Origin of the sequence: Achromobacter insuavis (assembly GCF_902859645.1) — a bacterium.
GTDB lineage: Bacteria > Pseudomonadota > Gammaproteobacteria > Burkholderiales > Burkholderiaceae_B > Achromobacter > Achromobacter insuavis.
Map to the genome: position 1 here is coordinate 1 of NZ_CADIJR010000026.1, position 21,214 is coordinate 21,214.

At 67.9% G+C, this 21,214-nt stretch carries 20 protein-coding genes and 1 tRNA gene; 13 read left to right on the forward strand and 8 right to left on the reverse strand.

The window, feature by feature from the left end; translation table 11 throughout:
* The 9 genes from H0523_RS14960 to H0523_RS15000 all read left to right on the forward strand — a co-directional run.
* The coding region (locus H0523_RS14960; RefSeq protein WP_180180085.1) for an FAD-dependent oxidoreductase at positions 1-923 on the forward strand (923 nt) is incomplete at its 5' end.
* Between the two features lie 272 nt (positions 924-1,195).
* Positions 1,196-3,421 (forward strand): glycoside hydrolase family 31 protein, encoded by a 2,226-nt coding sequence (locus tag H0523_RS14965; RefSeq protein ID WP_054433523.1) that lies wholly within the window; start codon positions 1,196-1,198, stop codon positions 3,419-3,421.
* Positions 3,422-3,594: 173 nt separating this feature from the next.
* Complete coding sequence (locus H0523_RS14970; RefSeq protein WP_054433524.1) at positions 3,595-4,683, forward strand: methionine ABC transporter ATP-binding protein; 1,089 nt, start codon at positions 3,595-3,597, stop codon at positions 4,681-4,683.
* Positions 4,640-5,293 carry a methionine ABC transporter permease gene (locus tag H0523_RS14975; RefSeq protein ID WP_006388812.1) on the forward strand — a complete coding sequence of 218 codons (654 nt, stop codon included), beginning with the start codon at positions 4,640-4,642 and terminating at the stop codon, positions 5,291-5,293. The genes H0523_RS14970 and H0523_RS14975 overlap by 44 nt, the downstream gene beginning before the upstream one ends.
* Before the next feature lie 53 nt (positions 5,294-5,346).
* Positions 5,347-6,144, forward strand: a complete 798-nt coding sequence (locus tag H0523_RS14980) for a MetQ/NlpA family ABC transporter substrate-binding protein (protein ID WP_006392982.1) — start codon at positions 5,347-5,349, stop codon at positions 6,142-6,144.
* Between the two features lie 217 nt (positions 6,145-6,361).
* A tRNA-Lys gene (locus tag H0523_RS14985) sits at positions 6,362-6,437 on the forward strand.
* A gap of 233 nt (positions 6,438-6,670) precedes the next feature.
* A complete protein-coding gene (locus H0523_RS14990) occupies positions 6,671-7,177 on the forward strand; it encodes a sigma-70 family RNA polymerase sigma factor (RefSeq protein ID WP_054433576.1) in 507 nt (168 codons plus the stop codon).
* Entirely contained in the window at positions 7,174-8,163 is a 990-nt protein-coding gene (locus H0523_RS14995; RefSeq protein WP_054433525.1) for a FecR family protein, read from the forward strand. The genes H0523_RS14990 and H0523_RS14995 overlap by 4 nt, the downstream gene beginning before the upstream one ends.
* Before the next feature lie 103 nt (positions 8,164-8,266).
* Positions 8,267-10,657 (forward strand): TonB-dependent siderophore receptor, encoded by a 2,391-nt coding sequence (locus tag H0523_RS15000; RefSeq protein WP_054433526.1) that lies wholly within the window; start codon positions 8,267-8,269, stop codon positions 10,655-10,657.
* 10 nt (positions 10,658-10,667) lie between these two features.
* On the opposite strand, the gene H0523_RS15005 is transcribed toward H0523_RS15000, so the two are convergent.
* The 6 genes from H0523_RS15005 to H0523_RS15030 form a co-directional block, all read right to left on the reverse strand.
* Complete coding sequence (locus H0523_RS15005) at positions 10,668-11,099, reverse strand: RidA family protein (protein WP_054433527.1); 432 nt, start codon at positions 11,097-11,099, stop codon at positions 10,668-10,670.
* A 119-nt stretch (positions 11,100-11,218) separates the two neighbouring features.
* Positions 11,219-11,506, reverse strand: coding sequence for a hypothetical protein (locus tag H0523_RS15010; RefSeq protein ID WP_054433528.1), 288 nt, complete (start codon positions 11,504-11,506; stop codon positions 11,219-11,221).
* A gap of 106 nt (positions 11,507-11,612) precedes the next feature.
* Positions 11,613-13,229: a methyl-accepting chemotaxis protein gene (locus H0523_RS15015; RefSeq protein ID WP_054433529.1), complete on the reverse strand. Its 1,617-nt coding sequence runs from the start codon at positions 13,227-13,229 to the stop codon at positions 11,613-11,615.
* A 184-nt stretch (positions 13,230-13,413) separates the two neighbouring features.
* Positions 13,414-14,325 (reverse strand): LysR family transcriptional regulator, encoded by a 912-nt coding sequence (locus H0523_RS15020; RefSeq protein WP_054433530.1) that lies wholly within the window; start codon positions 14,323-14,325, stop codon positions 13,414-13,416.
* A 410-nt stretch (positions 14,326-14,735) separates the two neighbouring features.
* On the reverse strand, positions 14,736-15,155 hold the full coding sequence (locus H0523_RS15025) for a hypothetical protein (RefSeq protein ID WP_054433531.1): 420 nt from the start codon (positions 15,153-15,155) through the stop codon (positions 14,736-14,738).
* Positions 15,152-15,592: a Fur family transcriptional regulator gene (locus H0523_RS15030; protein ID WP_054433532.1), complete on the reverse strand. Its 441-nt coding sequence runs from the start codon at positions 15,590-15,592 to the stop codon at positions 15,152-15,154. Before H0523_RS15030 ends, H0523_RS15025 begins: the two co-directional genes overlap by 4 nt.
* Before the next feature lie 107 nt (positions 15,593-15,699).
* Between H0523_RS15030 and H0523_RS15035 the strand changes: the two genes are divergently transcribed.
* From H0523_RS15035 to H0523_RS15045, 3 genes are all read left to right on the forward strand, one after another.
* Entirely contained in the window at positions 15,700-16,479 is a 780-nt protein-coding gene (locus H0523_RS15035) for a helix-turn-helix domain-containing protein (protein WP_006392995.1), read from the forward strand.
* Between the two features lie 210 nt (positions 16,480-16,689).
* Entirely contained in the window at positions 16,690-16,848 is a 159-nt protein-coding gene (locus tag H0523_RS15040; protein WP_156333492.1) for a hypothetical protein, read from the forward strand.
* Positions 16,845-17,708, forward strand: coding sequence for an alpha/beta hydrolase (locus tag H0523_RS15045; protein ID WP_054433533.1), 864 nt, complete (start codon positions 16,845-16,847; stop codon positions 17,706-17,708). The genes H0523_RS15040 and H0523_RS15045 overlap by 4 nt, the downstream gene beginning before the upstream one ends.
* 13 nt (positions 17,709-17,721) lie before the next feature.
* On the opposite strand, the gene H0523_RS15050 is transcribed toward H0523_RS15045, so the two are convergent.
* On the reverse strand, positions 17,722-18,195 hold the full coding sequence (locus tag H0523_RS15050) for a YkgJ family cysteine cluster protein (RefSeq protein ID WP_054433534.1): 474 nt from the start codon (positions 18,193-18,195) through the stop codon (positions 17,722-17,724).
* Between the two features lie 216 nt (positions 18,196-18,411).
* Here H0523_RS15050 and H0523_RS15055 point away from each other — a divergent pair, with 216 nt between their 5' ends.
* Positions 18,412-19,047 (forward strand): DNA-3-methyladenine glycosylase I, encoded by a 636-nt coding sequence (locus H0523_RS15055; protein WP_054433535.1) that lies wholly within the window; start codon positions 18,412-18,414, stop codon positions 19,045-19,047.
* A 4-nt stretch (positions 19,048-19,051) separates the two neighbouring features.
* Here the strand turns inward: H0523_RS15055 and H0523_RS15060 are convergent, their stop codons facing one another.
* On the reverse strand, positions 19,052-20,977 hold the full coding sequence (locus H0523_RS15060; protein WP_054433536.1) for an LTA synthase family protein: 1,926 nt from the start codon (positions 20,975-20,977) through the stop codon (positions 19,052-19,054).
* Between the last annotated feature and the right edge of the window lie 237 nt (positions 20,978-21,214).

Sequence of the window (21,214 nt, forward strand, 5' to 3'; positions counted from 1 at the left end):
CCGGCAGCGGACGCGCCCAGGCTCGGTGGGCCGGGCTGGCCGGCGGCGCCGCGCCGACCGTGTGCGGCACCGTGCAGCTGGAGCGAGATGCGGGCCGCGCCGCGGCGCTGGAAGAAACATTGTCGGTGCTGGCGTTTCCGCGCGACTGGGTGCGCGCGGTCAGCCGCGACGAGGCCAGCGCGCTGGCCGGATTGCCGCTGGCGCGCGGCGGCATCTTCTTCGGTCGGGGCATGCTGGTGCAGCCCGGCCAATTGATCCCGGCCTTGCTGGCGACGCCCGGCGTGCGCGTGGCGGCGGGGACGGTGGCGCGGGTGGTGGCCGAGGGCGCGGGCTGGCGCGCGTTCGACGCCGCGGACACGGAGCTGGCGCGGGCCGATGTCGTGATCCTGGCCAACGCCTTCGGCGCGCAGGGCGTGCTGGCGGCCAGCGGCCTGCTGGCGCCGCTGCCGCGGGTGGCGCAGATGCATGCGCTGGCGGGCGAGGTCACGCTGGTGCCGGCGGCGGCGCTGGGCGGCGGTCCGCGCTGCGTGGTGGGCGGCGAAGGCTACCTGCTGCCCGATACCGGCGCCGGTTGCGTGGCGGGCAGCACCTATGTGCACGGCGCCACCGAGGCGCGTATCGGCGCCGAAGGCCAGCGCGTCACGTTGGACAAGGCGGCGGGACTGCTGGGCGGCGGTTTTCCGGCTTTCGACGCCCTGGCGCCGGGCAGCTTGCCGGGCTGGGCGGGATGGCGGGCGGTCTTGCCGGGACGCCTGCCCGCCGTGGGCGAGCTGACCCATGCGCCGGGGCTGTGGCTGGCGGCCGGTTACGCGTCGCGCGGGCTGTCCTGGTCGGCGCTGATGGGGGACCTGATCGCGGCCCGGCTATGCGGCGAGCCGTCACCGCTTGAAACCGATCTGTCCCGGTTGATCGCGCCACGCTGAAAAAAACTTCTGCGGGGCTGCCGGGCGCGGAATGGGGTGGCGTAGAATTGGGGCAAATGCCAGGATTTGGCGCCAAATGGGCCCGCGTTGGGCGCAGGTTTGGTGTTCCGGAGGCGCTCTGGCGACGACGCGCGGGAGGCCGGCCGGGGGCTTTGTGACCCCTTTTTTTGGATGATATCGCCATCCAAAAGAGGGACCGAGTTTATTTCAAAGCTCAAATCCGTCAAAATAGCGTCTTTTGATGGTTTTTGGCTTAAGCCGGGGGATGCTCTGTGCCGCCCAAGTTCGACTTTGCCCATACTACCCAGCTCGACACCATCGAGCTGCTGACGTCCCGCCCCAGTCGCATCGATTTCGACGCGGGCGATGGGTTGCACCTGGTAGTCGAGGCGCATGCGCCTGGTGTGTTTCGCCTGCGCTGCGGCGAGGCGAACCACCTTACCGATGACAAGCCCGGCGCGCGCGCGCGCGCCGTGGCCGAGATGCTGCTCGCGCGCCAGGAGGCGGTGGGCGAGGCCGCCATCGCCCCGCGCGAAGGCGGGGACGGTTGGCGCATCACCCAGGGCGATGTGGCCCTGGAGCTCCAATCCAACCCGGTGCGCTTTGCGCTCTATCGCAATGAAGAGCGGGTGTTCGAGTCCGAGGTTTCCGCGCATACGCCCGCATTCGGGCACAACGCGCTGGACCAGGCCGACGACGCGGTCTGGACGGCGGGCTTCACCCTGCTGCCGGACGAGCGCGTGTACGGCCTGGGCGAAACCCCGGGCGACCTGAACCGCCGCGAAGAATCCGTGGTCTCCGACGATCCCGAGCATCGCGCCCTGCCGCTGGCATGGAGCCCGCGCGGCTGGGGTCTGTACGTCAACACCATGCGCCGCGTCGAGCACGCGGTGGGCACGGCGCCGGCCGATTCGGCCTACGTCGTCAGTGTCGACGACGTGGTGCTGGACGTGTTCCTGTTCGCCGGCGAGCCCGCTGAAATCCTCAACCAGTACACCGCGTTGACCGGCCGCGCCGGCCAGCCCGTGCTGTGGGCGATGGGCGCGTGGCTGCAGCAGGCCAGCGGCGAAATGCCGACGCAGACCGTGGCCCTGCTGGGCCGCATGCGCGAGAACCAGATCCCGGTCGACGCCGTGACGCTGGCGCAGCCGGCGGCGTGGGGCTTCCAGGCCGACAAGACCGTGTTCGAATGGGATGCCCAGCGCTTCCCCGACGCCAAGCAGATGCTGGCGCTGTTCCACAAGCACAACGTGCACGTGGCCGCGTCCGGTTTTCCCGGCGTCATCAAGACCAGCCCGTTGTTCGAGGAACTCGAAGACCGCGGCTGGCTGCTCACGCGTGAAGACGGCTCGGCGCAGGTGTTCGACGGCATCGCCGCCACCTCCGGCCAGCCCTACGGCCTGCTGGACCTGACCTATCGCGACATCTACAACCTGTGGGTCGAGCGCCATCGCCAACTGGTCGAGGACGGCCTGGACGCGCCGGCCTGCGACGCCCAGATCGCCATCCCCGACGGTGTCACCGCCCGCAATGGCGAGACCGGCCCGGCGCTGCGCAGCATGTATCCGCTGCTGGTGCGCCGCGCGCTGTTCGACGCCGTCGCCGGCCTGAAGGTGCCGCCCGAAGGCGTGGTGCCCAGCACCGACCTGTTCCCCGCCGCGCAGCGCCTGCCGTGGCAGGTGGGGCCGCAGGTCGACAACACCTGGGAAGGCCTGCGCCATACCCTGCGCACCGCGCTGTCGATCGGCGCCTCGGGCCTGCCGGTCCAGGTGCACGGTATCGGCACCGGGTCGCGCGGCACGGCCGACATGACGCCCGAGCTGTACCTGCGCTGGCTGACCGCCGGCGTGTTCTCGGCGAACTTCTCGTTCCAGGGCGTGAATGGCCTGCTGCCGTGGGACTTCGGCGACGAGACGCTGGCCCAGGTCAAGACCTGGATGCAGTGGCGCTATCGCCTGGTGCCCTATGTGCTGGGCGCCATCGAGGATGCCGCGCGCACCGGCCTGCCGGTGCAGCGTTCCATGGCGCTGTCGTTCCCGAACGATCCGCACGCCCACGAATGGGATCTGCAATACCTGCTGGGCCCGGCCCTGCTGGTGGCGCCGATCACCGCGCCGGGCAAGCAGGTGCGGGTGTATCTGCCCAAGGGCGAAGCCTGGTGGGACCTGAACACCGGCCATCGCTACGAAGGCGGCACCACCTGGACCATCGATTGCGATCATGGCCAGTTCCCGGTGTTCGGGCGCGAAGGGCACATGCTCTGTCTGGGTCCGGCGGCGCAGCACACGGGCGAATTCAATTCGGCCCGCATCCTCGACGAAGTCTGGATGTTCGGCATGCCTGTGCACAACCCGGTGGTCATGCGCAACAAGATCCGCGTCATGCAGATGCAGGGCTCCAGCTACATCAAGGGGCTGGAAGGCCTGCGCATTTCGCCGTCGGAAGGCCTGGAGGTCAAGCGCCGCGGCGCCGAGGTCCGTATCTCCCGCGCTCGTTGAGCCAGGCGGGGCTGGTCCGCCGGCCTCCGATGCAAAAAGGGCAGTCAGGAAGGCTTTCCTTCCCGACTGCCCTTTACGTCTTTTTGTGGACGTATTCTATATTACTGTCAGTTATTAAAAATGGAAAAAACGGTCGTTCTCTTTAGAAGAGAAAAGATACAAAATCGCTTGCCATGATTCAGATCGAGAACCTATCCAAGACCTACGCCACGCCGCACGGCCAGTTCCAGGCGCTGCGTGGCATCAACCTGCACATCCAGCAGGGCGAGGTCTTCGGCATCATCGGCCCCAGCGGGGCCGGTAAAAGCACGCTGGTCCAGTGCATCAATTTGCTGGAGCGTCCCAACGAGGGCTCCATCGCCATTGGCGGCCAGGCGCTGACCGGCTTGAGCGAGGCGCAACTGCGCGCCCAGCGCCGCCGCATCGGCATGGTGTTCCAGGGCTTCAACCTGCTGTCGCGCCGCACGGTGTACGGCAACGTGGCGCTGCCACTGGAAATCGCCGGCGTCGCCAAGAGCGAGATCCCGGCCCGCGTCGAGCGCCTGCTGGCGCTGGTGGGCCTTGAGCACCTGCGCGACCGATATCCCAGCCAGATCAGCGGCGGCCAGAAGCAGCGCGTCGGCATCGCGCGCGCCCTGGCCAACAATCCGGACGTGCTGCTCAGCGACGAAGCCACGTCCGCGCTCGATCCCGAGACCACCCACAACATCCTGGCGCTGTTGCGCGACATCAATCGCAAGACTGGCGTCACCGTGGTCATGATCACGCACCAGATGGAAGTGGTGCGCGAAGTCTGCGACCGCGTGGCCGTGCTGTCGCAGGGCGAAGTGGTCGAGATGGGCAGCACCCGCGAAGTGTTCGCGCAGCCGCGCCACGAAGTGACCCGCGCCATGGTGTCGGCCGCGACCGCCTCGGACCTGACCGACGCCACGCTGGCCGCCGTCAAGCAGCGCATCGAGACGCTGGCCGCCGCCAAGCCGGGCCAGGCCGTGCGCCTGCTGCGCCTGTCGCTGACCGGCACCGACGCGTCGGGCTCGTTCCTGTCCGACCTGTCGACGCAGTATTCGCTGGACGTGGGCCTGGTGCAGGCGCGCGTCGAAGACATCCAGGGCGTGGCCGTCGGCACGATGTTCGTGCTGGCCCAAGGCGCGCCCGCCGCGGTCAAGGACGCCATCGCCGCGTTGACCGCCCGTGACATCACCGTTGAAGAAATTGCTCATGAGTCCGCAACTGATCGACCTGCTTATTACGTCGCTGCTTGACACCCTGCTGATGGTGGGCGTGGCCAGCGCCATCGCGGTGCTGGTCGGCATTCCGCTGGGCGTGATCCTGACCGTCACCGCGCGCGGCAACATGCTCGAGAACCAGGCCGTCAACCACGCGCTGGGCGCGGTCATCAACGCCACCCGCTCGGTGCCGTTCGTGATCCTGATGGTCGCCATCATTCCGTTCACGCGCCTGGTGGCGCAGACCTCGATCGGCACCACGGCCGCCATCGTGCCGCTGTCGGTGGCCGCGATTCCGTTCATGGCGCGCATCGCCGAGAACGCCATGCGCGAAGTCGATCCGGGCCTGATCACCGCCGCGCGCGCCATGGGCGCGTCGCCGATGCAGATCATCATGAAGGTGCTGCTGCCCGAGGCGCTGCCCGGCCTGATCGCCGCCACCATCGTCACCGTGGTCAGCCTGATCGGTTATTCGGCCATGGCCGGTGCCATCGGCGGCGGCGGCCTGGGCGACCTGGCGATCCGCTATGGCTACCAACGCTTCCAGTCCGACGTGATGGCCGCCGTGGTCATCGTGCTGATCGTGCTGGTGCAGCTGATCCAGAGCCTGGGCGACCGCTACGTGCGCCGCATCTCGCACCGTTGAACGCAGGCTTTCCTCATCCTTTTCCTCCTTCCGACATTCGGGAAATTCGCAACATGAGCATCAAGGTTTTGAAGTCGCTGGCCGCGTTCGCCCTCGGCGCCGCCGTATTCGCCCAGCCCGCGCTGGCCCAGGACAAGCCGCTGAAGGTCGGCGTCACGGCCGGCCCGCACGCCCAGATCTTCGACGTGGTCAAGCAAGAAGCCGCCAAGCAGGGCCTGAACATCCAGGTGATCGAGTTCACCGACTACGTGCAGCCCAACGTCGCGCTGGCCTCGGGCGACCTGGACGTCAACAGCTATCAGCACCAGCCCTACCTGGACAACGCCAACGCCGACCGCGGCTACAAGCTGGTCAGCATCGCCAAGACCGTGATCTTCCCGATCGGCATCTACAGCAAGAAGATCAAGTCGCTGGCCGAGCTGAAGGAAGGCGCCCGCATCGCGCTGCCGAACGATCCCACCAACGGCGGCCGCGCCCTGTTGCTGCTGCAGGCCAACGGCCTGATCAAGCTGCGTCCGGAAGCCGGCCTGAAGGCCACCCCGATCGACGTCATCGAGAACCCGAAGAAGCTGCGCTTCATCGAACTGGACGCCGCCCAGCTGCCGCGTTCGCTGGACGACACCGACGCCTCGGCCGTGAACACCAACTTCGCGCTGGAAGCGGGCCTGAACCCGGCCACCGACGCCATCGCCCAGGAATCGCCCAACTCGCCGTACGCCAACGTGCTGGTGGTGCGTGAAAAGGACAAGGACCGTCCCGAGTTCGCCAAGCTGGTCAGCATCTATCACAGCCCGGCCGTGAAGCAGTTCATCGAGACCAAGTTCAAGGGCGCGGTGGTGGCTGCCTGGTAAGCCAGGATCGCCTCTCCGATGCAGAACGGCCGCGCAAGCGGCCGTTTTTCGTTGACGCGCGCGGGGCGGCCATTTTCCATTGTCCCGCCGGGCCGACCGGAGGGGCGTGTGCACTGGCGCGTCGGGCGGGTCGCGAACGGATGTTGCGTCGTTGAGGCGCCTCGTCTCTATTTTTTGACAAGGTCTGCGAAATCAGCCATAATTTCTGGCTTCGGTCGGGCTGATAGCTCAGTCGGTAGAGCAGCGGACTTTTAATCCGTTGGTCGCGAGTTCGAGTCTCGCTCAGCCCACCACCCCAATTTGCCGGAGCAAATGCCCGCGAGGTTGTTCAGGTCTTTGTTCCAGGCGGCCAGATTGCCTCTTGCGCCGCCGCATCGAAAAGACGCCGCTTTCAAAGCGGCGTTTTTTTTTGCGACGCAGGTCTTGCCGCGGTTTTCTTCTGGCAGGGGGCAGGGCCAGCATCGCATCCCGGCGGGGGAATCGTGTCATAATCAATAACGATTCCCATTTCCCTATTTTGTGCGCCGTGGACTCCCATCTGGCCAGAAACGCCCGCTTCGCCAGCATCTACAAAGACGATCATCCGTGGCTCGAGCGGCGCTTGCGCGATGGCCTGCGCAATCGGGAAGATGCGCAGGACGTCGCCAGCGAGACCTTCACGCAACTGCTGCAGGCGCCGGCGCTGCATCAGTTGCTCGAGCCGCGCGCGATGCTGGTCACGATCGCGCGACGCATCACCTGGCGGCTCTGGCGCAGGCGTGAACTGGAGCGGGCCTGGCTCGACATGCTGCGCATCCAGCCCGAACTGGTGGAACCTTCGGCGGAGAGCCGCTACCAGACCTTGCAGGCATTGCAGGCCCTGGACGCCGTCCTCGATGGCTTGTCCTCCAAGGCCCGCATGGCGTTTCTCTACAGCCAGCTCGACGGCATGACGCATGTCGATATCGCCGGCCGCCTCGATGTGTCTCCCACGATGGTGCGCAAGTACATCGCCCAGGCCTTGCAGCGCTGCTGCGCAGCGTTCGACGCATGAGCGCCACGCCCGCCACCGAGGCGCGCGAGGCCGCCATTGCCTGGCGGCTCTGTCTGTCGGGGGGCGCGGCCACCGAAGCCGACCAGCGCGCATTCGAGGCCTGGTTGGCCGCCAGTCCGTCGCATCAGGCGGCCTGGCACCACCTGGAGGCCGCGCTCGGCAGCGCGCTGCACGCCATCGATCCCCGTCTGTTGAGCGCTTCCGGCGCGTTGCGGCGCTCCCTGCTGCGGCCGCAGGAGGCCCAGCGGCGTCGATTGAACAAGCTGCTCCTGACCGCCGGCGGGCTGTTCGGCGGCGCCGTCTGCCTGGACCGGTTCCTGCCGCTGACCCACGTGGCGGCGGACTATCTGACCGGCACCGGACAGCGCCGCACCGTGGCCTTGCCCGATGGCGCCATCATGGAACTGGACGCGCGCACCGCGGCCAGCATCGATTTTTCGGGCGGGCGGCGGCGGGTGCGACTGGAAGCGGGCGCCATTGTCGTGAGGCTGGCCGACGGCGCCGACGCGGTTGGCGCAGCGTCACCGTTGCGCATCCAGACCGCGCAAGGCGCGGTGCTGCCGCGCAGCGGCAGCGTCCTGGTGCGATGCGCCGAGAATCGCAGCCAGTGCGTGGCGCTGACCGGACAGGCCGGGATCGTCACCGTGGGCGGCCAGCAGCGCTTGCTGGCCGAGGGGGAGGGCGCGTGGTTCGACGCGCACAGGATCGACCCGGTCCAGGCGGCGCAGACCCATGCGGCCGCCTGGCAGGAAGGGCGGATCGAGGTCCACGACGAACCGCTGCAACGGGTGATCGACGCGCTGGCGCGCTATCGCCCCGGCTGGATCCGGGTGTCTGCCGCCGCCAGCCGCCTGCGGGTATCCGGCCTGTTCCCGCTGGACGACACCGAGCGCGCCCTCGAAGCCCTGCGCCACACGCAGCCGATCACCCTGCGCCGCTTCGGCGCCTGGCTGGTGATGATCGACGTCGCGACGCGGCAGGCCTGAGGCGCGCTTGCCGCGCCACGGAAAATTTTCCGCACTGGGTGTTTTTTTGGCGACGCCATTGCACATACATGGAACGCGTCTTCACGCAATCACGGAGTGTTCCATGTTCTGCTTCAGGTTCCCGGCTTCCCGCGCGCTGGCCGCGCTCGCCTTCGCCGCCGCCGTCCCGGTCCAGGCGCAAGTCGCCCGGGAGGTCCGGTCGTACCGCATCGCGGCCGGCCCGCTCGACGTCGCGCTGACCCAGATCGCGCGGACCGCGGGCGCGGTGATCTCGTATTCGCCCGAACTGGTGGCCGGCAAGATGGCGCCGGCGGTCTCCGGCGACCTGACGCTGCGGCAGGCCGCCGGGCGCGCGCTGGCCGACTCGGGCCTGGAGCTGTCCACGGCGGCGGACGGCACCCTGACGCTGCGCCGAAGCGCGACGGGCGTTGCCACGCTGGCGCCGGTGAGTGTCGAGGGCGCCACGCTGGGGCCGGTCACCGAGGGCTCGGGCGCGTACACGATCGGTTCGATGAGCACGGCGACCAAGTTCCAGCTGTCCCAACGCGAGACGCCGCAGTCGATCAGCGTGGTGACGCGGCAGCAGATGGATGACCGGGGTTTCCAGTCATTGGACGAGGTGGCGCACGATACCACCGGGCTGACCACGCGCCAGATCGGCGGCGGCGAGCGGACCCAGTTCTTCTCGCGCGGGTTCGAGATCAGTTCCTTCCTGGCCGACGGGGTGCCGCTGGGCTACGACTACGACACGCAGGGCGTCGCCACCCTGGCGATGTATGACCACGTGGAGGTGTTGCGAGGCGCCTCCGGGCTGATGACCGGCGTGGGCAATCCGTCGGGCACGATCAATCTGGTGCGCAAGCGGCCGACCGCCACGCCGCAGTTCTCGGTGACGACCAGCGCGGGCAGCTGGGACAACTACCGTGGCGAGGTCGATGGGTCGGGTCCCCTGAACGCCAGCGGCAGCGTGCGCGCGCGTGGCGTGGTCGCCTACCAGGATTCGCGCACCTTCAAGAAGGCGTACGAGCATCAGCGGCAGCTGTACTACGGCACGATCGAGGCCGACCTGGGCGCGAACACCACGCTGAGCGTGGGCGGCTACTACAACCGCGAGGACAACCCGGGCGCCGACTGGAACGGCCTGCCGACGCGGCGTGATGGCTCGTTCTACGACTTCAAGCGGTCGACCCGCCTGACCCCCGACTGGGCCTACTGGAACAAGGAGAACTCCAGCCTGTTCGCCGAACTGGACCACCGCTTCGCGAACGGCTGGAAAGGCCGGGTGACGGCCCGCGTGCTGCGCTCGAAGCTGGACATGCTGGGCACCTATCTCTATCCCCTGGAGGATTCCGAGGACTTTGGCCAGGGCGCGGGCCAATACGCCTACGACAAGACGCAGCACAGCATCGACGGCTACCTGAGCGGTCCGTTCCAGTTGTTGGGCCGCACCCATGAACTGGTGCTGGGCGGCAGCTTTCGCCGCAACAAGGACGATGACGGCCCGGGCGGCTGGCCCACGGATTACAACGTGATCGTCGATCCGATGAACTGGGATTCCAGCGCGGTGCCCAAGCCCGCGTTCACCTACCCGTGGTCGCGCAAGGGCCACCAGCGCCTGTCCAGCGCGTACGCCACCACCCGGCTCAGCCTGGCCGATCCCCTGACGCTGATGGTGGGGGCGCGCGTCGATTCGTATGAATACCGCATGACGCTGAAGTCCGGCGACTACGTCGATCCGGCCGGCTACAAGGTGAGCAACGAGATCACGCCCTACGCCGGGCTGGTCTACGACCTGGATGCCCACCACTCGGTCTATGCCAGCTGGACCTCGATTTTCCAGCCGCAGAACTACCAGACGGCGACGGGCGCATTGCTGGATCCGGTGACGGGCACCAATCTGGAGGCCGGGATCAAGGGCGAGTACTTCGACGGCAGGCTCAACGCCAGCGCCGCGATTTTCCAGATCAACCAGCGCAACCTGCCGGTCACGCAGTTGCAGTCCACTTGCGCGAACCCGACCCAGTCGTGCTATTCGCAGTCCGGCGAGGTGCAGAGCCGGGGGGTGGAGCTGGAACTGGCCGGCACGCTGACGCCGGGTTGGCAGGTCATGGCCGGCTACACCTACAACCAGTCCAAGTACCTCAAGGATTCGGAGAACGGTCCGGCCGGCACGCGCTATGACACGCAGACGCCGCGCCACCTGTTCAAGCTGTCCACCATGGTCACGCTGCCCGGCGCGCTGAACGCATGGCGCGTGGGCGGCGCGGTCCGTCTGCAAAGCCCGATCAGCCTGCCGCGCTACAACGTGCGGCAGGCGGGCTACGGCATTGTCGATACGGTCGTGTCGTACCAGGCGAGCCGCGACCTGGACCTGCGCCTGAACGTGTACAACGTCTTCGACAAGTATTACTACCAGGCGATCGGCAGCACCCAGGACAACAACCATTTCGGCGCGCCGCGGTCGTTCCTGCTGACCGCCAAATACACCTTCTGAGGCAGGGGGATCAAAGCGGCAGCAGCGCCGTCGCCTCGATCTCCACCAGCATCCCGTCCAGCGCCAGGCGCGGCACCGGGATCAGGGTGCAGGCCGGCGCCAGGTGGATGCCCCAGCGCGCCTTGATCTCGTGGGTGAACAGCGCCAGGCGTTCCTGGCTGTGATCGACCACCAGCACGGTCAGCTTGGCGACATCGAACAGCGTGGCGCCGGCGCCTGCCAGTGCGGTCTGGACGTTGTCGAGCGCCTGGCGCACCTGCAGCACGAAGTCGGGGTGCAGCTCGCCCCGGGTGTTTTCGCCGCCCTGGCCGGCGGCGAACACCAGGCGCGCGGGCGTGTCGGCGACGGCCACGTGCGAGTAGCCGTTGGGACGGGGGTCGTACAGGCCGGGCGGATTGATGAAGGCGAGCGAGGGCAGGGCGGGGGTGATGCGGGACGACATGCTGGACTCCGGGAACGAATCGTTTTGTTGGAGCGCCAGTATCAGACCTCAACCACGGTTGAGGTCAAGGCAGGCCGCCAGGCATCACTTGTCGGCCGGGGCGACGGATCCGCGCCGGATCAGGACAGCGTGCGGGGAGGCATGGCCGACAGGTCGGCCAGGCTCAGGCCGCAGCCGCGGGCGCGTTCGGCCAGGATGGCGCTGTGCTGCAGCGCCCGCTGGCTTTCGGCCAACAGCACGTCCAGCTGTTCGTCGAGGGACGACGCCATGGCCCAGGCGCGCTCGGTGAACTCGGCCGAAAAGGCGTCGGCACAGGATTTGCAGATGGCGGCCCCGTTTCTTTCCAGCAGGGGCGCGCCTTGCGCCAGCGTCGATAGGCAAAAATGGCAGGCGAGGGCGCGGCTCATGCGTCGTGGGCTCGTGGTCGATTGAAGGCCGTCGCGAGGCGTGTCGCGAGGCCTGACCTACAGGACAACGGCCGATCGGGCGGAGTCTTAAATCGGCGGGCCGCCGTCAGGCGACGTAAGCCGGGCGCAGCGGGGCGGCGATGGCCTGCGGCGTGACGTCGATCACGGTCTCGGCGGGCAGCTTGAAGAACGCGGCGGTGGCCGCCAGGCGCTTGGCCTGTTCCTCCAGCGAGGAGGCGGCGGCCGCCGCTTGCTCGACCAGCGCGGCGTTCTGCTGGGTGACGTCGTCCATCTGCGTGACCGCGCCGTTGATCTGGTCGATGCCGATGGACTGCTCGGTCGAGGCTTCGGTGATCTCGGCCATGATCAGGGTGACGCGCTGCACCGAGTCGACGATTTCCTGCATGGTGTCGCCGGCCGCGCGGACCTGCTCGGCGCCGCTGTCGACATTGCTGGAGGATTGCTCGATCAGGTCCTTCACTTCGCGCGCCGCCTGGGCGCTGCGCTGGGCCAGGGTGCGCACTTCGCCGGCGACCACCGCGAAGCCCTTGCCCTGCTCGCCGGCGCGGGCGGCCTCGACCGCGGCGTTCAGGGCCAGGATATTGGTCTGGAAGGCGATGCCATCGATCACCGAGACGATCTCGGAGATGCGGCGCGAGCTTTCCGAGATGCGGGCCATGGTTTCCACCACCTGGCCGACGGCCTGACCGCCGCGCAGGGCGACGCCACGGCTTTCGGCGGCCAGGCTGTTGGCCTGGTGTGCGTGCTCGGTGTTCTGCTTGACCGCGGTGGCCAGTTCTTCCATCGACGCGGCGGTTTCTTCCAGCGAGGCGGCCTGTTCCTCGGTGCGCGCCGACAGGTTGGTGTTGCCCGACGAGATCTCGGCGGCGCCGGTGTTGATCTCGGTGACGCTGCGGCGCACTTCGCCCACCGTGCGGGTGAGGCTTTCCTGCATGCGCTTGAGGGCGGTGAACAGCACGCCGATTTCATTGCTGGAATTGACCGCGACGCGCTGCGTCAGGTCGCCGGAGGCGATGCGGTCGAAGTGCGTGGCGGCGTCCTTGAGGGGCTGCAGCACCTGGCGGCTGATGAAGCGCCAGCAACCCAGCGCCAGCGCGGCCGCCAGGACCAGCATGATGATGGTGGACAACTCGGCGCGTTTATAGCGCAGGTCGGATTCGGCGTTGATGGTGGCGCTGCGGCGTTCGGTGTGCTCGAGGAAGCTGTTTACACGTTCGGCGAAGCGGGCGTCGGCGCTGCGGGTGTCGACCACGGCGGCGGCGTAGCCCTCGGCCGACTGCTTTTGCAAGGAGGCTTCCAGGGCCTCGATGCTGCGCACGTAGGCGGTGAAAACGCTTTCCAGCTGGCCGGCCAGCTTCAGGCCGGCCTCGGTGTTCTTGCGCACGCGCTGGTACACCGCGAATTGCTTGCGCGCATCCTGCAGGTATTGGGTGGCCTGGTCGATGCTGCCTTGCGCCTGGCTGCCCTTGCCGGACACGATGTCCAGGTAGGCGGCCACCAGCGTCAGCCGGCTGCGCAGCAGCAGCGTCTGCGTTTCGTACAGGGGGCGGGTCTGCTCGGTGGCGACCGAGTTCAGGTCGTCCACCGCGGCATCGGCATCGCGGGCGTAGATCCAGCCCATGCTCGTGGCGGTTGCCAGCGCCAGGACGAAGATGGCCATCACGGCCAGCAGGCCGGTGCGTATCTTCAGGTTCTTAAGCATGGTGGGGAGGCTCCTGTGTGTGTCTTGGGGCTGACCCGTCAAAGCGTGGTCTCGGAAAATCCGGCTGACTGTAAATTTGAATTACAAATTTAACAATTGATCATTTTTCATCGAGGCATTCTGCTTTCGGCAATGCTGCCGCCGCGCCTGGCTTTCCTGCGCGTTGGCGGGCCCGGCCGCGGGGTCAGAACAGTTGGGGAGCGTCGCTGCGGATGAAGCGCAGGAAGCGGTGCGCGGCGTCCGACAGGGGGCGCGAGGCGTGCGTCTGGAACTGGAGCTGGCCGGCGTTGAGCAGCGCGTCATTGATCGGGCGGCAGATCAGCCGCCCGCTTTCGAGGTGTTCGGTGGCGGTCAGGCGGGCGCAGAGGGTGACCGCGTCGCTGGCCTGGACATAGTGATAGGCCGCGCCCGGCAGGTTCGAGGTGAAGGCCGGCGACAACGTGATGTTGTAGAGGCTGCAGGCCATGTCCAGCACCTGCCGCAGGGCGCTGCCGCCGTCCGGCAGCGCCAGCGGATAGGCCGACAGCTGCGTGATGTGCAGCGATTCGCTGGCGGCCAGCGGGTGGCCGGGGCGCATCACCGCGACGATCTCGGCGGGATGCGAATAGATCACGGCGATGTCCTTTTCCGCCGTGTGGCTGTAGGTGACGCCGATGTCGGCCTGCGCCGAACGGACCCGTTCGGCCACCAGGCCGGCATCCAGGATGTGCAACTTGAAGCGGATGGTCGGGTGTTCGGCCTGGAAGGCGGCGAATTTGCGCGGCAGGGCGTAGGCGGCGAAGCCGGGCGCGCCGGCGATCTTCACGGTCTGGGTGTAGCGGCCGTTCTGGCCGTCGATTTCGGCATAGGTGCGGGCGGCGTCGGCCTCGACGCGGCGCGCATGGTCGGCCAGGATGCGGCCGACTTCCGTCACCCGCATGCCCTTGGGGTGGCGTTCGAACAATTGGTTGTGCAGGCGTTGCTCCAGGCCGGCGATCTGGCGGCTGACGGCCGAGCTGACGACGTTGAGCCGCGCGGCGGCGCCATTGACGGACCCTGTGTCGACGACAGTGAGAAAGTAACGAAGCGCGGTGCTGTCGAATTGGAATCGCTTCATTGATGTGCGTGCCGTAAATCTCAATGTCGAGTCCGGGCGGCTGGCAACCGCTATGAACAGCGCGGGAGGCGGCGGTCCTTGGGGTGGCCGCGCGCCGTGCCGTCTTGTGAACGCCACGGCCAACGGCGTCGGACCACGCAAGCGAGGGTGGGTTGCGCCGCGGGATGAGCGCTTTCCGGGAGCCCGGCGCGCTGCAATGCCAGCCCCGGGAGCCTGCGGGACAGGCGATTGGGCCAGTGGTGGAATTTATTCCAGCAACACCTTTTGCCACAATCGCAAATTTATCAATATTGCATTCTAATTTCGGCAATAAGCCCTGGCGCCGGGATTTACGGCCGTGCGCGGGCCGGATACGCAAAAAAAGCGCGCCCGAAGGCGCGCTTGAAAGCAGAGTGCAAGCGTGGTGCGCGTCAGTCGATCACGAAGCCGCCGGGGCCGGCCTGGCCGAGCAGTTCGCGCGCGCACTGCACCGCTTCATGCGGCGTGGCCACGGCCAGGAACGGCATGCCGAAGGCCCGCGCCATCTTCTCGCCGCGCTTGCGGATCTTGTCGAGCGCGCCGGCGTCGCGTTCGACGGCGATGAACGCGCGGCAACGCGCCTTCAGCCGCGGCATGTTGGTGGTCTGCCAGTCGATCATGGCCTTGCGGTCGTCGTGGCTGGCCTCGGTGCGCATGTCCGGCACCACCATGACGAAGGTCTGGGGGTTGTCGACCAGCATCTCCATCTCGCGGATCCAGCTGGCGGAATAGCCGGCCGGCGCGCTGCCGTGCCTGGCGGTGACGATGGGGAAGTGGGATAGATCGTGGAAGAAAAACTGGTCGCGGTTCATTCGAATTCTCCGATGGAAGGGGCGGGCGCGGCCTTGCGGCAGCCGCAGCCGCCGTAAAGCACCAGGCTGTAGGAATCCAGCGCGAAGCCGCGTTGCCTGGCGATATCGCGCACCAGCTGCGCCATCGCGGGGTCGCTGGATTCCTGGATCCGGCCGCAATGGCGGCAGACCAGGTGGTCGTGGTGTCCCTTGTCATTCAACTCGTACACGGTGGAGTGCGAGTCGAGCTGAGTACGTTTGAGCAGTCCGGCGTCCTCAAGTTGCGTGATGACGCGATAAACCGTGGCCAGGCCGATGCTGCTGCGTTCCGAGATGAGGTTGCGGTAGATGTCCGCCGCGCTCATGTGCTGGTCGGCGTGCTGGTGGAAGATGTCCAGGATCTTCAGGCGCGGGAAGGTGGCTTTGATGCCGGCCACGCGCAGGCGGGTATGGTCCATGTCGATTCTCCATTCGGGGGGCGATGCCCGATTGATGAGAATGATGTACATTTTCAAATGACCCCGCTAACGGGAATCCGTCAACCTGTAGCTCAAACCTGCCAACCATGCGCGTGACCGTGGTCCACAACGCCTTGCCCGATGTCCTGCTGACGCCGTTCAGCATGCGGCATCCGCGCGCGTCCAAGGGGCTGTCCGTGCCTGACCACGTGCACAACGAGGGCATGCTGGTGCTGGTGCACGAGGGCCTGGTGCTGGTGCAGTCGGGCGCCGAGGTCTGGACCGTGCTGCCGGGCAGCCTGGGCTGGATTCCGCCCGGCGTGACGCACGCCGCGCGCTGGTTCGGGGAGGCGCGCGGGTCGTTCCTGTACGTGCGGCCCGACGCCTGCGCCCGGCTGCCGGATCATTGCCGCTCGTGGCCGTCGTCGCGCCTGATCGACGCGCTGATGGAACGCTTCACCACCAGCCCGCCCGGCGAGCTGTCCGAGGCCTACCTCGAGCAGCTGTTCGAGGTGCTGCTGGTCGAGGTCAAGCAGCGCGAGCACGCGCCGGTGCTGCTGCCGATGCCGGACGATCCGCGCCTGCAGGACCTGGCCAACACACTGCTGGGCACGCCCGACGACCCCTCCGGCATCGACGAATGGGCGCAGCGGCTGAACATGTCGACGCGTACCCTGATGCGCCGTTTCCGCCAGGAGACCGGCGTCACGCTGGGCCAGTGGCGCCAGCAGGCGCGGCTGCTGCGCGGCCTGGAAATGCTGTGCCGCGGCGGTTCGGTCACGGAAGCCGCGCTGTCGGTCGGCTACGAAAGCACCAGCGCCTTCATCGGCAACTTCCGCGCCGCCTTCGGCATGACGCCCACGCGCTATCTGGCGGGCCGGGAATAAGTCTTCGACGGGCCGCCGGCCGGTCCGGGGCCGCGTGGCGGCAGGCCGCCAACACCCGTCGCCGGCCGCGCCGTCCAGCCCTGGCCAGCCTTTACGGATCTTCACTTTTTCCCGACAGATTTGCGGATCTTCGCGGATGCCCTTTGCCTACCATGGCGGCAGGGTAGGACAGGTCTTCTCGTCCTGCCCTCCATGCATCAAGGGTGTTCCATGACTTGCCAACCTTTCCTCGCTTTCTCGCCGGCCGGGAGCGCCGGCGCCGCCGCGGCTCCGACCCCGGTCCTCGCCTTCGCCCACGTCCTGGCGCGCCTGCTGGCGGCCACGCGCGCCGCCTGGCAGCTCGATGCCCCGGCCGGGAGCACGCCGTGACCACCCCGCGCACCGGCGCGTTGCTGATCCATGGCCTGGGCGGCACGGAATTCGACATGGGCTCGCTGCACAAGGTGCTGGCCCGCGCCGGGGTGGAAACCCATGGCGTGACCCTGCCCGGCCACGCGGGGCGGCCCGAGGACCTGCTGGACGTGCGGGTCGAGGACTGGATGGACGTCGTCACCCGGCGCTACCGCGAGCTGTGCGAACAGTACGAGGTGGTGCACGTCATCGGCATGTGCCTGGGCGCCTTGCTGGCGGTCGAACTCTGCAAGCGCGAGTCGCACACCCGCGGCGCGCTGGTGTCGCTGTCGGCGCCGGTGTTCCTGGATGGCTGGAGTACGCCCTGGTACCGGGGCCTGCGCTATCTGCTGTATCACGTGCCGGGCGTGCCGCGCCGCATCCGGGTCGAGGAAGAAGACCCGTATGGCGTCAAGAGCGAGCTGGTGCGGGCCTTCATCAAGGCGGGCTTCGCGCGCGGCGACGGCTTTCACTACCAATGGGTGCCGCTGGCGTGCGTGCGGCAGGTCGATCGCCTGCGCGGCATGGTCAAGCGCGGGCTGGAGCGGATGCGCTGTCCGACGCTGGTGATGCACGCGGTCGAGGATGAGCTGACCAGCCCGCGTTCGGCGCGGCTGTTGGGGGCGCGGATTCCCGGCGCGTCGGTGGTGCTGCTGCAGGACAGCTATCACATGATCTGTGTCGACCACGAGCGCGAGCGCGTGATGCAGAACGTGCTGAGCTTCCTGGGCAAGGATCCGGGCATCGTGCGCGTGCGGCGTCGCGACAATGCGCCGCGGGCCGCGCGTGGGCAGGAGGCGCAGGCGGGCGCCGAGGGCATGCTGGTCGCCGCCCGCTAGGACGACAGGCGTTTCAGGCCGCGGCCGGCTGGTCGGGCTGGTTGGGGTGCGACGGGCCTTGCGGATCGTTTTCCGCGTCGGGCCGCGGCGGCACCGCCGGCAGGCCCAGCGCCAGCCGCAGGCGCTGGCAATCGGGATTGGGCGAACCGTCGGGCATCCAGATGTCGAACTCGCGGCAGGGCGTGGGGCGGTTCTCGTAGATCGCGCAGTGGATGCCGGGCTGGCCCAGTTCGCCGCGCAGCGAGACGCAGCGGCCGCCGCCCATTTCGGTGCCCTTCATGCAGGCCCGCAGCGGGCTCATCTGCGTCACGAGATCCAGCGGCACCTGGCCGCCATTTTCGCCGGCCAGTTCACCGATATAGAACGACACCCGGAAATGCGAACAACAGGCGCCGCAGTCCAGACAGGGATTGGTGGCGGGGTTGTTGTCGCCGGCCAGCAGGGCGGGCGATACCAGGGTCAGGGCGGCTGTCTCGAGCAGGGACATGGCGGTGGATCCGAAAGCCTGTCCGGCCCCGGCATGACGCAAAACGGGCTTGCATGCCGCAAGCCCGCCTGGCCGATCCGGGGCGCGCTCGGGCACGGCCGGCGCGGGATCAGGGCGGGAAATAGTAGCTGGATTCGGCTTGCGGCCGCTACGACTTTTTTCGGGGACGTTGCTGCGGTAGCATCGGAAACCCGATAGCCGCCAGGACGCTTTTCCATGACCGCAAACTCCGCCTTTTCCGACGGCCTCGCCCGTTGCGCCTGGGTCGACACGTCCGCCGAATACATGGCGTACCACGACAACGAATGGGGCCGTCCGCAAGGCGACGACCGCGCCCTGTTCGAGCAACTGTGCCTGGAAGGATTCCAGTCCGGCCTGAGCTGGCGCACCATCCTGAACAAGCGCGAGGCCTTTCGCCGCGGCTTCGCCGCGTTCGATCCGGCCAAGGTCGCGCGCTTCGGCGAAAAGCAGGTGCTGGCGCTGCTGGCCGACGCCGGCATCGTGCGCCATCGCGGCAAGATCGAAGCCGTCATCAACAACGCTCGGCGGGCGCTGGAAATGATCGAGCGCGAAGGGTCGCTGGGGGCGTTCTTCTGGCGTTTCGAGGCGCCGCCGGGATCGCCGTCCACGCGCGGCGCGTCGACCTCGGCGCAATCCGAGGCCCTGTCCAAGGCCCTCAAGAAGCTGGGCTGGAAATTCGTCGGCCCGACCACGGTGTATGCCTTCATGCAGTCGGTCGGCATGGTCAACGACCACCATCCCGATTGCCACTGCCACGGTCCCAGCGAGCAGGCGCGCAAGGCATTCCGGCGGCCGGCGATCCGGCGGCCGGCGAACCGGCGGCCGGCGTAAGCGCCTATCCGGCGGCAGCCGGCGTCTTCGCGTCCTGCGCCACGGCGGCCGCGCCCGGGATGCAGTAGCGCCCTTCGCGGTAGGCCCAGCTCGGCCACAGCGCGTGCGCCAGCGCCTCTTCGGCCAGCGCGGGATCCAGCGGCGCCGGGGCATAGTCTTCCGGCGCGGTGTAGCGGTACTGCACCGGCGTCTTGTTCGGCGCCAGCACCAGCAGGTCGTTTTCCTTCAGATAGCCGTAGGTGTTGTCGTACTGCATGATGGCGCGGCCCGGCGTGCTGCGCGTCAGGTCATGGCCGAGCATCGGGTGCTCGGTATCGACGCCGATCAGCGACAGCAACGTCGGCGCCAGGTCGATCTGGCTGATCAGGCGGTCGTCGCGCCGCGGTTCGACGCCGGCGCCCAGGATCACGGCGGGAATATGGAAGTGGCGCACCGGCACCAGGCTGGCGCCGAACACCCGCGAGTCGTGGTCGGCGGCAATCAGGAAGACGGTGTTCTCCCAGTAGGGCGCGGCCTTGGCGCGCTCGAAGAAGCGGCCCAGGGCCCAGTCGGCGTAGCGCACGGTGTTCTCCACCGTGGCCGGGTTGCCCTCGGTCTGGATGCGGCCCGCCGGGTATTCCCAGGGCGAGTGGTTCGAGACGCTGAAGGCCAGCGTGAAGGTGGGCTGGTCGCCGTCCTCGCGCAGCAGCCGGTCGAGCTGGTTGAACATGTCCTCGTCCGACGCGCCCCACGTGCCGACGAAGGCCGGATCGACGAAGTCCTCGCGGTCGACGATCTGGCGAAAGCCGTTGCCCAGGAAAAAGCCCTTCATGTTGTCGAAGTGCGATTCGCCGCCGTAGATGAAGCGCGAGTGGTAGCCATGGCGGCCCAGCAGGTCGGCCAGCGAGAAGAAGCCGCGCTGCGAGCGCGGCAGCTTGAGCACGGCCTGCGCCGGGGTCGGCAGGAAGCCGGTCACCACCGCTTCCAGGCCGCGCACCGAGCGCGTGCCGGTGGCGTAGGCGCGGGTGAAGGTCCAGGCGTCGCGCGCCAGCGCGTCCAGTTCGGGCGTCAGATCCATGCCGCCCAGGCCGGCGCTGTACTGCGCGCCCAGGCTTTCTTCCAGGATGATGACCAGGTTGAGCGGCCGCGCGGTCTTGCGGCTGGCGGGCTGGCGATGCAGGCTGGGATAGTCCGCGTTGGCCGGCGGATAGGGCAGGCCGGCCTGCGCCAGCACACGACGCTGCATGTCGTCGTCGTCCATGCCGCCGTACACGGCGGAGGCCGACTTCTCGTTCTTCATGCTGTAGACGGCGTAGAACACGTTGTAGAGCGAGTTCAGCGCCAGGGTGTTGAGCATGCCGTCGGAGCTGTAGGCCACTGACGACGGGTTGATGGGCCGGTGGCCGAGGGTGCCGCGGATCGCCAGGATCACCACCGCCAGGATCGCCAGGCTGGCCAGCGGCATCTGCCACCAGGCCAGGGGCGCGTCGGGCACGGCGTGGCCGAACAGCGCATAGCCGCCCCAGCCGATCAGCCCGAGGGCGCCGAAGCCGCCCAGCAGCGCGCCCTTGTAGCCGCGCCACAACATGCCGGAGACCTCGCGCGGGTGCTTCAGGTATTCGACGAACAGGCGGTTGGGGCGGGTGTCGTATTCGAGGATGAAGGGCGGGGTGGCGACTTCCAGGAAGGCCAGCAGGATGAACGCGACCAGATACCAGATGCCGGCGGCGGTGGCGGCGAACGGCAGGTGGCCGAGCCAGGGCGACAGCACGATCGGCAGCGCGGCCAGCACGCCGATCTGGTGGGCGTCGATGCGCAGTCCGCCCAGCAGCAGGGGGGCCAGGCCGCCGGCGTTGCGCACCCGCTGCCATTGCCATGCGGCCAGGGCCAGGCGGCTGAGGGTCAGCAGCGCAAAGGCCGCCACCACGAAAATCAAGCTCGAATGCCGCATCGGGCCTCCAGGTAGTACTGCTGCTCCGTCCCCGGGGACGGTTGCGGGTCGATCGCCGCGCATTTGAACAGGGCGGGCGTCAAAAAATCGGTAGGAATTATTCCGTCCACGGCGGGCGAACGGCCGGTTCCCGCCCGGTCGCTTTGTAACTTTTGCCGACCGCGCTCTATGACACGGAAAAATCCGTACACATTATGGGGCCGGCAAGCTTAACCCGCCGGGCGCGGCGCGCTACCC

Coding starts and splice junctions, on each gene's coding strand:
- H0523_RS14970 (WP_054433524.1), top strand. CDS start 3,595: ATGATTCAGATCGAGAACCTATCCAAGACCTACGCCACGCCGCACGGC.
- H0523_RS14975 (WP_006388812.1), top strand. CDS start 4,640: ATGAGTCCGCAACTGATCGACCTGCTTATTACGTCGCTGCTTGACACC.
- H0523_RS14980 (WP_006392982.1), top strand. CDS start 5,347: ATGAGCATCAAGGTTTTGAAGTCGCTGGCCGCGTTCGCCCTCGGCGCC.
- H0523_RS14995 (WP_054433525.1), top strand. CDS start 7,174: ATGAGCGCCACGCCCGCCACCGAGGCGCGCGAGGCCGCCATTGCCTGG.
- H0523_RS15000 (WP_054433526.1), top strand. CDS start 8,267: ATGTTCTGCTTCAGGTTCCCGGCTTCCCGCGCGCTGGCCGCGCTCGCC.
- H0523_RS15005 (WP_054433527.1), bottom strand. CDS start 11,099: ATGTCGTCCCGCATCACCCCCGCCCTGCCCTCGCTCGCCTTCATCAAT.
- H0523_RS15010 (WP_054433528.1), bottom strand. CDS start 11,506: ATGAGCCGCGCCCTCGCCTGCCATTTTTGCCTATCGACGCTGGCGCAA.
- H0523_RS15015 (WP_054433529.1), bottom strand. CDS start 13,229: ATGCTTAAGAACCTGAAGATACGCACCGGCCTGCTGGCCGTGATGGCC.
- H0523_RS15020 (WP_054433530.1), bottom strand. CDS start 14,325: ATGAAGCGATTCCAATTCGACAGCACCGCGCTTCGTTACTTTCTCACT.
- H0523_RS15025 (WP_054433531.1), bottom strand. CDS start 15,155: ATGAACCGCGACCAGTTTTTCTTCCACGATCTATCCCACTTCCCCATC.
- H0523_RS15030 (WP_054433532.1), bottom strand. CDS start 15,592: ATGGACCATACCCGCCTGCGCGTGGCCGGCATCAAAGCCACCTTCCCG.
- H0523_RS15035 (WP_006392995.1), top strand. CDS start 15,700: ATGCGCGTGACCGTGGTCCACAACGCCTTGCCCGATGTCCTGCTGACG.
- H0523_RS15040 (WP_156333492.1), top strand. CDS start 16,690: ATGACTTGCCAACCTTTCCTCGCTTTCTCGCCGGCCGGGAGCGCCGGC.
- H0523_RS15050 (WP_054433534.1), bottom strand. CDS start 18,195: ATGTCCCTGCTCGAGACAGCCGCCCTGACCCTGGTATCGCCCGCCCTG.
- H0523_RS15055 (WP_054433535.1), top strand. CDS start 18,412: ATGACCGCAAACTCCGCCTTTTCCGACGGCCTCGCCCGTTGCGCCTGG.
- H0523_RS15060 (WP_054433536.1), bottom strand. CDS start 20,977: ATGCGGCATTCGAGCTTGATTTTCGTGGTGGCGGCCTTTGCGCTGCTG.